The 13979-nt window shown below is 49.7% G+C and carries 13 protein-coding genes, 1 tRNA gene, 1 other RNA gene and 1 pseudogene; 11 read left to right on the top strand and 5 right to left on the bottom strand.

Going from position 1 to position 13979, the window contains the following annotated elements; genetic code table 11:
* The first annotated feature begins 134 nt into the window (after window positions 1-134).
* Together E0E41_RS02350 and E0E41_RS02345 are read left to right on the top strand one after the other, a co-directional pair.
* Entirely contained in the window at window positions 135-341 is a 207-nt protein-coding gene (locus E0E41_RS02350) for a helix-turn-helix transcriptional regulator (protein WP_087331027.1), read from the top strand.
* Complete coding sequence (locus E0E41_RS02345; RefSeq protein ID WP_087331025.1) at window positions 338-796, top strand: hypothetical protein; 459 nt, start codon at window positions 338-340, stop codon at window positions 794-796. The genes E0E41_RS02350 and E0E41_RS02345 overlap by 4 nt, the downstream gene beginning before the upstream one ends.
* A gap of 319 nt (window positions 797-1115) precedes the next feature.
* Here E0E41_RS02345 and E0E41_RS02340 read toward each other — a convergent pair.
* Window positions 1116-2324 (bottom strand): annotated as a pseudogene (locus E0E41_RS02340) (IS110 family transposase).
* Between the two features lie 286 nt (window positions 2325-2610).
* Here E0E41_RS02340 and E0E41_RS02335 point away from each other — a divergent pair.
* Window positions 2611-2934 carry a hypothetical protein gene (locus tag E0E41_RS02335; RefSeq protein ID WP_087331023.1) on the top strand — a complete coding sequence of 108 codons (324 nt, stop codon included), beginning with the start codon at window positions 2611-2613 and terminating at the stop codon, window positions 2932-2934.
* Between the two features lie 95 nt (window positions 2935-3029).
* Window positions 3030-3779, top strand: coding sequence for a hypothetical protein (locus tag E0E41_RS02330; RefSeq protein WP_130868547.1), 750 nt, complete (start codon window positions 3030-3032; stop codon window positions 3777-3779).
* 76 nt (window positions 3780-3855) lie between these two features.
* Here the strand turns inward: E0E41_RS02330 and E0E41_RS02325 are convergent, their stop codons facing one another.
* Genes E0E41_RS02325 through E0E41_RS18715 form a run of 3 tightly spaced genes read right to left on the bottom strand, consistent with a single transcriptional unit; the run spans window position 3856 to window position 5975 of the window.
* Complete coding sequence (locus E0E41_RS02325; RefSeq protein ID WP_087296494.1) at window positions 3856-4665, bottom strand: ATP-binding protein; 810 nt, start codon at window positions 4663-4665, stop codon at window positions 3856-3858.
* Window positions 4662-5267 carry a transposase gene (locus E0E41_RS18720; RefSeq protein ID WP_207303188.1) on the bottom strand — a complete coding sequence of 202 codons (606 nt, stop codon included), beginning with the start codon at window positions 5265-5267 and terminating at the stop codon, window positions 4662-4664. Before E0E41_RS18720 ends, E0E41_RS02325 begins: the two co-directional genes overlap by 4 nt.
* A gap of 21 nt (window positions 5268-5288) precedes the next feature.
* The gene (locus tag E0E41_RS18715) at window positions 5289-5975 is read right to left on the bottom strand and encodes a transposase (RefSeq protein WP_207303187.1); all 687 of its coding nucleotides are present in this window, start codon (window positions 5973-5975) and stop codon (window positions 5289-5291) included.
* Window positions 5976-6122: 147 nt separating this feature from the next.
* Here E0E41_RS18715 and E0E41_RS02315 point away from each other — a divergent pair, with 147 nt between their 5' ends.
* The 3 genes from E0E41_RS02315 to E0E41_RS02305 all read left to right on the top strand — a co-directional run bounded on the left by E0E41_RS02315 (window position 6123) and on the right by E0E41_RS02305 (window position 10146).
* On the top strand, window positions 6123-6980 hold the full coding sequence (locus E0E41_RS02315; protein WP_242623658.1) for an O-antigen ligase family protein: 858 nt from the start codon (window positions 6123-6125) through the stop codon (window positions 6978-6980).
* Between the two features lie 357 nt (window positions 6981-7337).
* A complete protein-coding gene (locus E0E41_RS02310) occupies window positions 7338-7850 on the top strand; it encodes an RNA polymerase sigma factor (RefSeq protein WP_087187193.1) in 513 nt (170 codons plus the stop codon).
* 673 nt (window positions 7851-8523) lie between these two features.
* Window positions 8524-10146 (top strand): recombinase family protein, encoded by a 1623-nt coding sequence (locus tag E0E41_RS02305; protein ID WP_087331019.1) that lies wholly within the window; start codon window positions 8524-8526, stop codon window positions 10144-10146.
* A gap of 32 nt (window positions 10147-10178) precedes the next feature.
* On the opposite strand, the gene E0E41_RS02300 is transcribed toward E0E41_RS02305, so the two are convergent.
* Window positions 10179-10254, bottom strand: a tRNA-Ala gene (locus tag E0E41_RS02300).
* Between the two features lie 503 nt (window positions 10255-10757).
* Here E0E41_RS02300 and ffs point away from each other — a divergent pair.
* From ffs to E0E41_RS02280, 4 genes are all read left to right on the top strand, one after another.
* Window positions 10758-11022: signal recognition particle sRNA large type (ffs, locus tag E0E41_RS02295), an RNA gene on the top strand.
* 106 nt (window positions 11023-11128) lie between these two features.
* Window positions 11129-12835 carry a DNA polymerase III subunit gamma/tau gene (gene dnaX / locus E0E41_RS02290; RefSeq protein ID WP_130868546.1) on the top strand — a complete coding sequence of 569 codons (1707 nt, stop codon included), beginning with the start codon at window positions 11129-11131 and terminating at the stop codon, window positions 12833-12835.
* A 15-nt stretch (window positions 12836-12850) separates the two neighbouring features.
* Window positions 12851-13198, top strand: coding sequence for a YbaB/EbfC family nucleoid-associated protein (locus E0E41_RS02285; RefSeq protein WP_130868545.1), 348 nt, complete (start codon window positions 12851-12853; stop codon window positions 13196-13198).
* A 73-nt stretch (window positions 13199-13271) separates the two neighbouring features.
* The gene (locus E0E41_RS02280) at window positions 13272-13949 is read left to right on the top strand and encodes a YoaK family protein (RefSeq protein ID WP_130868544.1); all 678 of its coding nucleotides are present in this window, start codon (window positions 13272-13274) and stop codon (window positions 13947-13949) included.
* The last annotated feature ends 30 nt before the right edge of the window (window positions 13950-13979 follow it).

The following is a 13979-nucleotide window of genomic DNA, read 5'->3' as shown; positions in this document are numbered from 1 at the left end:
GATTTCAATCTTTGTAGCAAATAACCAAGACTTACCTATTTATATGTGGTTGAAGTAAGGTTTACTTGACACGACATACAATTTACTGTATAACTATTGTGTCAGGTTGGCTTGACATACGAGGAGGCACTTTTTTGAAAAACAGACTGAAAGAAATGCGTGAGACCAAAAGGCTGACACAAAAAGAAGTAGGGGAAAAGGTAGGGGTTTCTCGGCAAGCAATCAACGCCATTGAAACAGGAAAATTTGATCCTTCTATTTGGTTGGCGTATGATCTTGCGAAACTCTTTGATTTAAGTATAGAAGAATTATTTGATTTTGAAGGGGGGAAAAGAAAATGAAGCTACTGCAAAATCCGTATATCAATGCTGCCGTCATCACTATCATATCTGTTTTCTATGCAGCAATATTCATCATTACAAGCGGCCACGATGAATTTCTAGGCATGCTTGATCACAGACAGTCATTGAGCAGTGCATTTTGGAATGGCTGGACTGTATTTTTGAGACAAGGCAATCTCAAGTATATCGGCTATATTTATCTGCTTGTCACACTCTGCATACTTGTGTTGTCGCTGATTCGGAAAAAGAAGTATGATGAATATCAAACCGGCATTTTAGCAACGAGTTTTATCGCAACAGGTATCGTACTTTTGCTGTTGTTTCCCACAGCCTTTTTCATGGTTCTGAACGATGCAAACTACGCAGTTGAGACGATATCGTTTCTTGTAGTTACTCATTGGTCTGTTTTTCTGCTCGTTAACCTAATTTATTTGATAAAGTGGTACAAGCAGTAAATATACAATAGATTACTTATTCTGTATGAATATTATATGATTTGGTAAATAAACGAAAGACCTGCTAACAAAAGTCAAGTAAAACTTTCAAAGGAAACGAGCAAAGGAAAAGGGTGCACCAAATTAAACCGCTGTGCATTTCAAAAAATGGCGGTCAGCCAGACAGTATAGAGCTGGGAAATCAGCCATGCTCCNAGACCTGCTAACAAAAGTCAAGTAAAACTTTCAAAGGAAACGAGCAAAGGAAAAGGGTGCACCAAATTAAACCGCTGTGCATTTCAAAAAATGGCGGTCAGCCAGACAGTATAGAGCTGGGAAATCAGCCATGCTCCAGAGAATCCAGGTAGGCTTTCACAGAAGCGTAGTAGATGCGCAGGAACTTGTTGGCGGAGGCCATCATGTAGACACGGTAGGGCTTACCTTCAGAGCGTTTCTTGTTCATGAACTGGTAGACCGGCTCATCCATTGGAGCGCATTGCAGGAGGACCCCCATCACCAGAAAGAGCGTCCTTCGCAGTGAGGCAGATCCTCTCTTGGAAATGTTACGGCTACGGACATCCACTTGTCCAGATTGGTAAGGTGGGGCGTCAATGCCTGCAAAGGCCACCAGCGCTTTCTTGGAATGAAAACGGCGTACATCGCCAATTTCAGCTATGAGTTGGGGGCCGAGGGTTGGGCCAACACCAAACATCTCCATCACCACAGGATACTCCGGTAGAGAAACGGCCAGGGACTGCATCTCCTGCTTGAGAGCAGCTAACGCGGCGGAAGTTGCCCGGAGTTGGGAAACAGCCTGTTCTACCAAAAGTTTTGCCGTATCCGTTTTCGGCATGACACCGAAGTGTCCACATGCAGAGGCGTATATGTCCAGTGCCTTATCCTCGCTAAAATTGTAGCCGTGCTTTCTGCACCACTTCTGGTATTGGGTGGTAAAGGCCTTTTTAGACAAACCACAGACACACTCACAATGCCAAAAAGCGGCTACAAAATCCACCCACTTCTCGCTGCCATCGGCGCGGGGTGGACTGGTAAACAGGCGGTTTGCATCAGGGAAAGCGGTGTCCCGCAGGGAGGTTAGGCTGTTCTTCAGCATGGTCCGTACTTCGGAATACTGCTGTTAGTGCCGGTAGCAGTTCTTCAGCATGAGCCGGGTGTCCTCCTCCGGGACATATTTCGGTAGTGTGAGCCAGTGGTCAAGGCCGTAGTTGGCCAGTTTCACGGCGTCCTTCTTGTCAGTCTTGCCTCGTCTTAAACTGTTGTTCCCATAGTCATGCACCAGCATTGCATTGACTACGGAGACATAAAGTCCCGCGTCGTGGAGCAGCCAGGCCACCGGCGCGTGGTAATTACCCGTGGATTCCATCACCACACGGGTCTCACCGTCCAAACTTTTGAGCAGCCCTGCCAGTTCGTTCAGTTCATTGGCGGTGTGTCGCACTTCAAAGGGTGAAACCACCACCTCACCGAAGGGGCGCATGACGGCGATCATGCTTTTCCCTTTGGAAACATCGATGCCAACGCTGTTCATCCACATTCCTCCAATACTAAAGAATCTGCAACCGGAATCCATCTTTTCTCGTTGCCGATTCAATCTATTGGGTGACGCGAACTCCCCGGCATCCGGTGGCTCAACCTGCTGAAATCGAACGCTACAACAAGAGGATGGCTGACAGTCTTTCGTACGGACTTACAAGCCCAAGGAGTGAGTGGTCAGCCAGTTGCTCCTCTTATTGTAGCTTAGGCACGAGATGGAGGGAAAGCCGGACTGGCTGCCCGGCTTTCCTGTCCAAATTTATTGTAATAGGAGTATTTTTATGATTGCATTTGAAGCCGAGGTGCCACTATTCCTCCTCGTCGGTTTTACTGTCGTAGCAATACTATCTTTTATTGCGTTATTAGTGCTCTTTATTCGTTCTCATAACCTGAACCTATTATTTTTTGTTGTACAACTGATATTTTTAATCCTGACATTTAAGTATTTATTTGGGCTTATTACTGTTCCAGATAATCATCCAATGTTGACGGAAGAATGTTCTTTACGGGTTGGACTTGCTGGAGTCTGCTGGGCTTGTAGTATGCTGTTTATGTTCATTGGAATATTTAGAATTGTTCGCAAAAAAAAGGATAATGCGGTATGAGGAAGCCAAGGCGAAGCTATCTTCCGGCCAGGAAGGTTTTTCTCCAAAATTGGTTTTGATTGTGTCTAAAGATCTGATCCAAGTGGAGTCTCATTATGAAAATTATACAAAATAGTGTCATAGGGTGCTTCTTTATTACCTGTTGGAGTTTATTGTGTAGCATTTGGAAAGATAGTGTATTGAGGAAAATATTTGTACAATTTGGCCTTGCGTTGAGCCGTAACATAACTGGAAGCTGGTTCTGTCAATTAGTATGGCGTGAAGGGATTCTTCCAAAACGCTTGTCTAGCAGCATTACCTATCATGTCCTTATATTGATTGTTAATTTGCCAATAACGTTTGTTCAAAGAATTTACAAGATTGGAAGCAATTATTTTCGCAATAGTATTACCTTCCGTGTGGTTTCAGCAATAGGAGCCTCAAGTTATCTTTTGCTGGGCATTTTCATGCTTGTTATGCTCATTGTTCCTCATAGAAACTGGAATAACCTCTATGCCCTATGTATCATGATTTTAATTCTGCTACTGTTTCTTGTAGGCTCGATGGCAAGGCCAGATTGTCGGTTAGAACTCGCTACATTAGGTCCCTATTTTTTGTTATTTATGGGATTAGTTTTATATGGTTTTTTTAGTAGTTTAGGAACAGATTTTACTAACGGTTTTATGCAGGGGCTCAAAAACAGCCTTTCATTACGATTCTTAGTTTTCTATGTGATAGCTTTTCTTGTTACTATCATGTTAGTTAATACAATCCAAAGTACAAAACAGCTTCAGCTTATGCTAATTATCGTTTTGATTGGTGTTAGCGCCGGGAGATCGAGACCATATTTTGTCGGGAGTATTTAACCAATTTTTGTCGGCGAACCCCAGAGCTAGTAGAATAAACAAAAAGAGTGCCAACAACCCAGCACTCATAGATTAGTTATTCTTTCGTTACTGCCGGCTCAACTGTAGGTACCCTGCCAGTTTGCAGTGAGACGGTCTCCAGTTTCTTTCCGCGGAAACTTTCACCACGCAGCTTAAACACAGTGGCATCGTCAAAGATGCGGTCCAGCGTACACAGCAAGGTAGCGTCTTCCTCGAAATCCTCACGCCAGAGAGCCGGATTCTTGTTACTGGTGAAGATCATATTGAAACTGCCTTCCTTGTTGTAGCGCCGGTCAATCAGGTCAAAGAACAGCCTGGTATTCTCCTTGTCAAAGGCACAGTGGCCAATCTCGTCAATAATCAGGCAAGAAGGGCGCACAAGACCATTTAGGCAGGAATCAGTCTTTCCAGAACGTCGGGCTGCTGTGAATCTGTCACGGAGTTCAGATGCCTTAATGAAATAGGTTTTCAACCCGTGCTGGCAGCAGGCGTATCCGAAAGCCTGAGCCAAATGCGTTTTGCCTGTGCCTGCCGGGCCAATAAAGGCCAGGTTGCGGTGAGAGTAGATAGCGTTCAAGGAGGACAAAACCTTCAGGCGTTCCACATCTTTCCCTTTGAGCAACGAAAAGTCAAAATTCTCAAAGGTCTTGGGTGCTTTTGTGGGTAGACGACTCATCTTCAATAAGGTCTGAATGGTGGTCTGCTGTTTCTTTTCGCTAAGATAGCCGAGCAGCATCTGTACCGCCTCCATTCCCGCTTCCGAGAATTCCCGGTCTTCTGCGAACAGCGCGAATTCCTCAGCGGAAAGATCCAGCTTCAAAACAGAAGCAGCGGACGCCACCTGCTCAAAGATTGTTTCTTTCATACCTGGTCCTCCTTGTCAAAATCGAATTTGGCAAAGGATAGATCCTGAGAGGGTTTTGGTAACTGAAAAATCTGCGTTTGTACAGGCGCTGTGGGAAATTCTTCTGGCTGTGCCAAGGATTCGTACTGTCCCTCACAGAAACTGTCGGTGCGGCTCCAGGTAACGGTATGTGTAGCCAGCAGTACCTTCAGATCAGCAGAATAGATGCGCAACAAATCACCGTTGCGCTCTACTCTCGCTGTTGCACCAGGATAGCTGTAGGGTACACCGAAACGCCTGCCCTCGTAATTTACAAAGCCATCAAAGGAGATTTTTCTTTCCGGACAGAGATAGAATCGGATGGCATCCTCCGGAACCATACGCAGTTGTTCTCCGCATACAGTTTCGTGAATCTTTTGAGGCGCACCATCCACAGTACGGCGGTATGTTTCGTTCTGTTTGTTGCACCATTCCAGTGCCTGCCAATTCAGGTCTGTAAGATCGCAGAATACTCGGTCAGCCAGGAAATTGTCTTTCACAAAGCGAACCAACCGCTCCACCTTGCCCTTGGTAAAGGGATGCCGTGGCTTGCAAAGTTTTGTCTCGAAAGCCAGCGCTTGCATAAAGGTGTCGTAGTCTTTCTGTCAGACTGGATGTCCCTCCAGATCCCGGTGCAGCACGACACTCTTCATATTGTCGGTTAATACAAATCTCGGAACCCCCATGTACTGGAAAGCATGGATCATCCCAATAAACAGGTTTTCCTGCCGGGCGTTGGGGAAGAACTCAATATACCGCTGGCCACAGTGGTGACAAATCATGGCAAAGCAGGCAACGCGGTAGGTCCGACTGTTGTAATCCAAGACATCCGTGAATCCCCAGTCCATCTGGTAGGCTTCACCGGGCTTTGTGACGTACCGGCGGCCACGATTTCCCTGCGGCGCAACCAACTGGCGTTTGGCCGGAATGAGGTCCTTGTGAGCGGCAATATACTCTTTTACAATGGTCGCCCCTCCTTCAAAACCAGCCTGTTTCAAACGCTCCAATACGACAGAGGAATTCTTAACGCCTTGGCGCAGCAAGCTGTCCAACAGGCCAGTATAACCGCTGAGTTTTGTGACCCTATGTCTACTGCCTTTAGTGCTGCGAGGCAAGTCTTGAAAGCCGTTTCTCTTGAGTCTGCGCAGTCTGCTACGAGATACGCCGGTTCGTCGTTCTAACTCCGCTAAGTTGATGCGTTCCAAAGAAAAGGAGTCTCCCTGTTTTGCCTTCATTTCTTCTATGGCTTGTGCTATACTTGGTGCAAAGCCATTACCATTTTGCTCTTTCATCGCTTTTCCTTTCCGCTGGGTTGTTGGCACTTTCCAGTGTACAGGATTTAAAAGAGCATCGGTAGTGGCTTTATCTTTTCCGACTAGGTATGGCTGCGAACTCCCGACACTTGAAGGTTAGTTTCGCCCGACCCGAATATTGGGCTAGTGATCGCCTCCCTTTATGGTTGTTATCAGGGCTGGCAGGGAGTTGAGGTCAATCCTTCACAACAAGATATGGCACTCAACCCTGGGATGCCTGGACGAGTATATTCCTTTTTTGATAACCCAAATGCCTTTGGAGAAATACTGGTTATGCTTATGCCCTTTACATTGGCATTGCTACTTAATTCCAAGACATGGATAGGCAGAACTCTAGTGTTTATTTCTATGGCAATTTGTTTTATCGCTATTGGCCTTACTTACTTTCGTACTGGTTGGGTTGGACTTGGCATGGCGGTAATGATATTTCTGGCAATGATGAATTGGAGATTTCTGCCTATTTTCTTTTTGGTGGGATTGCTTGCGCTACCTTTACTGCCTGAAAGTATAATGAATCGTATTCTTACGATTGGAAATTTTGAAGATAGCTCACTTCAGTACCGTTTTAGCATTTATGAAGAAACTGTCTATCTTATCCGCGACTATGGTATGCGAGGTATAGGGCTTGGCACTGACGTTATGACGGAGGTATTCCAACATTATCCGCCTATGTTTGATGGGAATTACCCTATCCATACTCATAATCATTATCTTCAAATATGGGTTGAGCTAGGTTTTGGGGGAGTAATTACTTTTCTTGCATCGGTGATATATCAGCTCAAAATAGGTGTAAAGACGTTCTACTCTAGCACCAATAAAGAAGCTAGGAATATTTTGGCTGCTGGTGTAGGCGCGCTCTGCGCTATTTCAGGAATTGGTATGCTGGAATATATATGGTTCTATCCTCGGGTAATGTTCGTGTACTTTTTCCTTTTTGGTGTAATTGCTACTGCTGCCAAATTGGCAAAGAGGGATATTAGATAACTAAGGAATTGAGGGATAGAAATGAAGTGCAATCCCTTTTAACCTAATTCATCACACAGGCAAATCGCCGCCTAATTACATATATGCCGTAACAAAGGCGCAGACAACCAACCGGTTGTCTGCGCCTCATTTATTTCTCGACAAGTTATCCGAGTATCCCCCAGAAAATTCTGGAAGATATTGGGATGAAGTGTCGAGGTATGGATATGATTTTTACACTGACCTATCCCGGCTCGGAAAAACCATTGAAAACTTAGAAAAATTTTTGCATTTTGGCGGAAAAAGATATTCCTGCCGCTCTCCTCCCGATTTTCGTTGACCATCCACGAATCAACGAAAATTAAAGGAGGAGCCAATATGTTTGACCGCAATAGTGACTATGCTCTGAATAAGAAGGACCCGGACGCCATCGTATGCAAAAGCGCCACCGGAATACATATCCGCCTGACCCGTGCCGACTTCTCCAGTGCGGAGGAGTTTGAAAAATGGAAACGCTGGTCTGATGAAAACTACCACGCGATTGAGAAAGCGGATCACCGGCACAGTAACCGGACAATTTCACTGGAAGGACTGGCTGAACTATCCTTTGCGGTGCTCTCTGCCGAAACGGAAGTCATGGATCAATACGACCAGGAGGAGCGGGCCCGCCTATGCCGCCTGTTGGCCGAGGGCCTGGATGCCTGCCTGACTGCGCCTCAACGCCGCCGTCTTTGGCTCTACTGTGTGGAGGGCCTGACCATAAAGGAAATTGCGGCGCAAGAGAAGGTCAAACACCAGAATATATCCAAGAGAATATTGGCAGCCAAAAAAATTCTAAAAAAATTTTTGGAAAGGTGGGTGCAGAACGGAACCAAAAACGGCGGTAAGTGAAGGACGAGTTTTATTCCTTCGATCTTTCTGACAACTGAATAGGACGAGCCAGTTACTTGCCGTATTCTGTTGAGCCAAACGCTGGGTGCGCCGGGATCTTCTGCCGGGAAAGGAGGTGACAGCTCCGGCAGAAAGGAGCGATCCACACCAGCAGCGTAACACGGTTTGGCAAAGCCGCAGGCCATGACACAAATACGGGATCATGCTACTTGCGTCGGCTATGCGTCACAGCGTAGGACGCCCCGCCCACGGGAATGGGGGGAGGTTTATTGCCTATGGAGCGGTTGCCACCCGCCGCTGGCTTGTCTATCCTTACTTGCACCTATCAATGGACACTCCGAATGATATGGCTTTTTGCGTCTCACCGTGAGACGCAAAAGATGGGAGAAGAATATGAAACCTTTGGAGACAAAACAATTTCCGAGTGAAGTAATCACGATTGATGGCTGCACTGTAATTATGCGGTATGCAGAAAAGCCTGTCCCCGGTGTAATGGACAAGGTGAAAGGCACCCTTGTAAATCAGAACTTTCTTGACAAAAAATACTCTATTTCTTGCAAAAACGACTAAAAAATGCTATAATAATAGTGTGAAGTGTACCTTGACAAATAGATAGAGAAATAGAGAAAACAAGGATACATACACTGTTCCCATAGCGAATGAGGTGTATGTTATGGAAAATGTAGTGCGAGTCGATTGCCTTTATCGTGTATCTACGGTAGGACAGGTTGAGAAAAACGACATTCCTATGCAGAGAGAGTTTTGCCGGGCTTTTATTGCAGAACACCCTAATTGGAAACTTGAAAAGGAAGTGTACGAGAAAGGCGTTTCCGGCTTTAAGAAATCTGCAAAAGAAAGAGACGCCATCCAGGAGCTTCAGCGTGACGCGGTAGAGGGAAAGTTTGATATTCTTTTGGTCTATATGTTTGACCGCCTGGGCCGCAAGGATGATGAAACTCCGTTCATTGTTGAGTGGTTTGTGCGAAATGGAATTGAAGTTTGGAGTGCAACAGAGGGACAGCAGCGGTTTGACAATCATGTAGATAAGCTGTTGAACTACATACGCTACTGGCAAGCGTCGGGTGAGAGTATCAAGACTTCTGTACGCACCAAGACCCGGCTGGAGCAGCTTACAGAGAGCGGCTTTTATACAGGCGGCTCTATTGCGTATGGCTATCGCCTGGATAAGCGAGGCCGTACCAATAAGCGGAACAAAGAAGTCTTTGATTTGGCGGTAGACGAAGATGCCGCGAAAATCATTCAACTGATTTTTCACAAGTATGTGAACGAGGGATATGGTGCCCAGCGTCTTTCCCGATATCTGGAAGAAAAGAAAATCCGCAAGCCTAACGGAAAGAACTTTCCGAATACCTCCATCAACCGTATCATTAAGAACCCTATCTATACGGGAGTAATACGGAATGGGGATGCACAGTCGGCATTTATTCCAGAATTACAGATTATAGACCAGGAGACCTTTGACCGGGCACAGAAAATCATGTCTGACAGAACGACACACCATGCAGAAACCCCATTGAACCTGAAAGGACAATCTCTCCTGGTAGGGAATATTTTTTGCGGCCATTGTAAAAATCGGCTGACTTTAACCACTGGAGGCAGAAACCGGGTGCGAAAGGACGGAAGTATTTACCATGATGTTCGCGCCAGGTATCAGTGTCACTATAATGTCCGTCATCCGGGAGAATGTGATGGACAGTCAGGCTATGGAGTAAAGAAATTGGATGGGATTATAGACCGGATCGTGCGCTATCAGCTTTCTAAAATCAGTGCCGCGTCCGGGGAAGATATTGTTGCGAAACAGAACCAGAAAGCCATCGAATTGGCAAAAGCAAGACACCATCTGGCAACGGTGCAGTTAGCAGAAAAGCAAAGAGAACTGGTTGATTACCAAAACGAAGGAATCAAGGTCATTCGCGGGCAGAGCAAGTTTGATATGGAGTTTCTGAACGAACTTGTCAGCAAGGCGAAGGCCGAGGTAACAGAGCTTGAGGCCGCGGTGGAGGCAGCGAGGGAAGAACTGGACATTCATCTTGCGAACGCTGATGTAGAGCGGAAAGAGTATGAGAAGATAAAGACCTGGGCTGACCTCTATGACAACTGTAACTTTGCTGCCAAGAAGATGATTATTTCCCAGTTTATCAAATCTGTTTATGTCTATCGAGATTACACACTGGAGATTGAATTTAATGTCTCCTTTGAGGAGTTCCGCACAATGGCAACAGAGTGCCAGGATCAGGGAACAAGTGAGCAGCCTTTGGTATATATCACGGCATAAAAAAGACAGGCTTGCACGAACAAGCCTGTCTTTGGTGGACCCAAAGGGATTCGAACCCTCGACCTCTCGGATGCGAACCGAACGCTCTCCCAGCTGAGCTATGGGCCCATATATCTGTCACGGTTGACTGCCAAGCGAGTTACCGGACCAAATATATGATGGTATGAAGTTTTAATAAAAGGGGATGTGAACCGGATGGGAGCCATGTGAGCCACCGGCCCAAAAGAGGGGGCATATAACTGGCCCGCGTGCGCTCCCAACTGAGCTATGGGCCCATATATCTGCCACGGTTGACTGCCAAGCGAGTCACCGGACCAAACATATGACGATATGAAGTTTTAATCTAAGGGATGCGAACCGGATGGGAGCCATGTGAGCCACCGGCCCAAAAGAGGGGGCATATAACTGGCCCGTGCGCGCTCCCAGCTGAGCTATAGGCCCATATTCATACGATGGCGTCAACACCAAAACATTATAGCATAATTTATCAGGTTGTAAAGTCCTTTTTTAAAAAAAGATAAAAGCGATATTGATAAATCGGGAAAAATGATGTATGATATCAAAGACAGCCTTCCGAGGGACGGCGCTGATGCGTCCGGTCCGCGGCAAGGCCGCACTAGTCGGGGAGTTAGCGGTGCCCTGTACCTGCAACCCGCTACAGCAGGGATGAATCCCGGCCCCCGGAACAGCGCTGTGTTGTCTGACCCTGGTAAGCAGTGATGATGGATCGGTCCCGCGCAAGGCCGCCCCGTGAACCGTGTCAGGCGGGGAACCGAGCAGCACTAAGCGGACCGCGATCTGTGCCGCGGGGTTCCCGCTCCTGAGCCGGCTGCCAGGGTAACGGACATAGCGGTGTTTCCAAAGGCCGGTGTGCGGTCTTGCCATGTCCCGGACGAGATCGGGGAGGGGCGAAGCGACGCGGCTTTCCGCATCCTCCGCCCCTCCTTTTCATATCATTCTCTAATGGCTTGAGGTGACTGGTTTGTATCAGGCATTGTACCGAAAATGGCGTCCCACCACCTTTGACGATGTGGTAGGGCAGGCACATATTACCGAGACGCTGAAGCGGCAGGTGGCCACGGGCCGCCTGTCCCATGCCTACCTGTTTACGGGTACCAGAGGCACCGGCAAGACCACCTGCGCCAAAATCCTGGCCCGGGCGGTAAACTGTGAGCACCCGGTAAACGGCAACCCCTGCAACCAGTGCCCTTCCTGTCTGGGGATCGAGAACGGTTCCATTCTGGATGTGCTGGAGCTGGACGCGGCGTCCAACAACGGTGTGGATCAGGTGCGTGCCCTCCGGGATGAGGCGGTATACACCCCGGCCGCCGTGCGGAAGCGGGTGTACATCGTGGACGAGGTCCATATGCTCTCCACTGCGGCATTCAATGCGCTGCTGAAGATCCTGGAGGAGCCGCCGGCCCATCTGATGTTTATTCTGGCCACCACGGAGCTGCACAAGGTGCCTGCCACCATCAAGTCCCGGTGCCAGCAGTTTTCCTTCAAGCGCATCCTGCCCGGCGACATTGCCGCCCGCCTGGCCTATGTGGCCAGGGAAGAGGGGCTGGAACTGAGAGGGGAGGGGGCGGCACTGCTGGCCCGGCTGGCGGACGGCGGCCTGCGGGACGCTTTGTCGCTGCTGGACCAGTGCGCGGTGACCGACCGACCCATCGGGGAGCAGGAAGTGCTGGACGCCCTGGGCCTGGCGGGCAATCTGGAGACCGCGGCCCTGATGGAACAGATCGGCGGGGGAGATACCGCCGGCGCGCTGGAGACGCTGGGGCGGCTCTATGCGGCGGGAAAGGAAGTGGGCAGCCTGCTGGGTGAGCTGTCTGCCCTGGCCCGGGACCTTCTGGTGCGCAAGACGGCGCCCCAGGGCGGTGCCGCGCTGCTTACCGGCGGCTATGATGAAAACACCATGCGTAAGCTGTCCAATGCCTTTCAGACTGCCCGGCTGGTCCAGATTCTGGGCCTGCTGCAGAGCACCATTGCGGACCTGCCCCGCAGCGCCAACCGGCGCACCGACGCGGAGCTGTGCCTGATCCGGCTGTGCCAGCCGGCGCTGGACGAGAGCCTGACCGGATTGAATGTGCGGCTGAGCCGGGTGGAGGAGATGCTGGCCGGCGGCGTGCCCGTTACCTGCACAGTGCCCTCCGCACCGCTGAAGCGGAGCGTGCCGGAGCAGAAGCCGGCGCGTCAGGACGCACCGGCCAAAACGAAAGACCTCCCCCCCTGGGAAGAGGAGGAGCGTCCTCCGCTGCCGGAGGAACCGCCGGAGCCGGATGACCGGAACGTACCGGAGGACAGGGCGGCAGACACGCCCAAAGTCCCCGCTTCTTCCGGAAACAGGGGTGACATCTGGCCGGGGCTTGTAACACTGGTGAAGGGCAAATTCCCTGCGGTCTACCCCTTCCTGAACAATCCAGCGTCAGTGCAGGGCCGGCTGGAGAACGGCGTGCTCACCCTCTGGGTGGAGAATGAATTTACCAAAAGCATGGTGGGCGGTGCCCATATCCTGGAGGAGCTGGCGCGGCTGGCCTCTGAGCAGACCGGTGGACCGGTGCGCTGTTTGGTGAAGGTGGGAAAAGCGCCGCCTCAGGCCGATGAGGTTCCGGCGGCAGAGCATGACAATTTGGATGATCTGCTGGCGTTGGGCCAGCAGTTTAATAATATTATTATTGAAGAATAAAAGGAGTTGCGACCTATGGCAAAGGGATTCAACAGCCGGGGCATGGGCGGCTTTGGCGGCGGTATGAACATGAACATGATGAAGCAGGTCCAGAAAATGCAGCAGGACATGATGAAGATGCAGCAGGAGCTGGAGACCAAGACCTATACCGCTGCGGCCGGCGGCGGGGCGGTATCCGCTACGGTGACCGGCAAGCGGGTGTTGGAGAGCGTCACCATTGACCCGGACGCGGTGGATCCGGAGGACGTGGAGATGCTGCAGGACATGATTGTGGCGGCTGTCAACGAGGCGCTGCGGGCGGCAGAGAGCGATTCCGCCTCCAGTATGCAGCAGCTGACCGGAGGCTTGGGGCTTCCGTTCTGAGCGAAGCAATCCGGATGACCGGGGTAGGCCAGAGGCCTGCCCCGGTCTGTATGTGAAGGGATACGGATAAAATATGGAAAAGCAAACCTCTGAAAGCTTTCGGCTGGGGGCGCTGCTGGCGGTGGCGGGTGGAATTTTGGACGCCTATACCTACCTGGTTAGAGGCGGCGTGTTTGCCAACGCCCAGACTGGAAATATCGTGCTGCTGGGCGTGCGGCTGATCCAGGGCCAGTGGGCGCAGGTGCTGCACTACCTGATCCCCATTCTGGCCTTTGCCGTGGGAGTTATTGTGGCAGAACTGATCAAGCAGCGGTTCCGCTATTCCGGCGGTGTACACTGGCGGCAGCTCACTGTAGGCCTGGAGCTGATCCTGCTGGCGGTGGTAGCCTTTCTGCCATCCAGCCTGGACAGCCTGGCCAATGTGGCGGTGTCCTTCGTGTGCGCCGTCCAGGTGGAGAGCTTCCGCAAGGTCAACGGCAACGCCTTTGCCACTACGATGTGTACCGGAAATCTGCGCAGCGGCACGGAGCGGCTGTTTTTATATCTCAAAAGCGGAGAGCGGGACCACTGGGCAAGGGCGGTTCAGTATTACGGGATTATCTTATGCTTTATTGCCGGAGCGGCTTTAGGCGCGCTCTGTGCGGGCGCCATGGGGCAGACAGGAGTTTTGATCAGTCTCCCACCGCTGATCATTGCTTTTGTTATGATGTTTGAGCACAAAGACCTTGCGGGAACGAATAAGCCGGTATAAAATAAGGTTTGTCTAACAATTGGAATTTAG

This window comes from Intestinimonas massiliensis (ex Afouda et al. 2020), assembly GCF_900626285.1.
Taxonomy (GTDB): domain Bacteria; phylum Bacillota; class Clostridia; order Oscillospirales; family Oscillospiraceae; genus Flavonifractor; species Flavonifractor massiliensis_A.
Note: the sequence above shows the minus strand (reverse complement) of the source record. Positions and strands in the feature narration are given on the sequence as shown.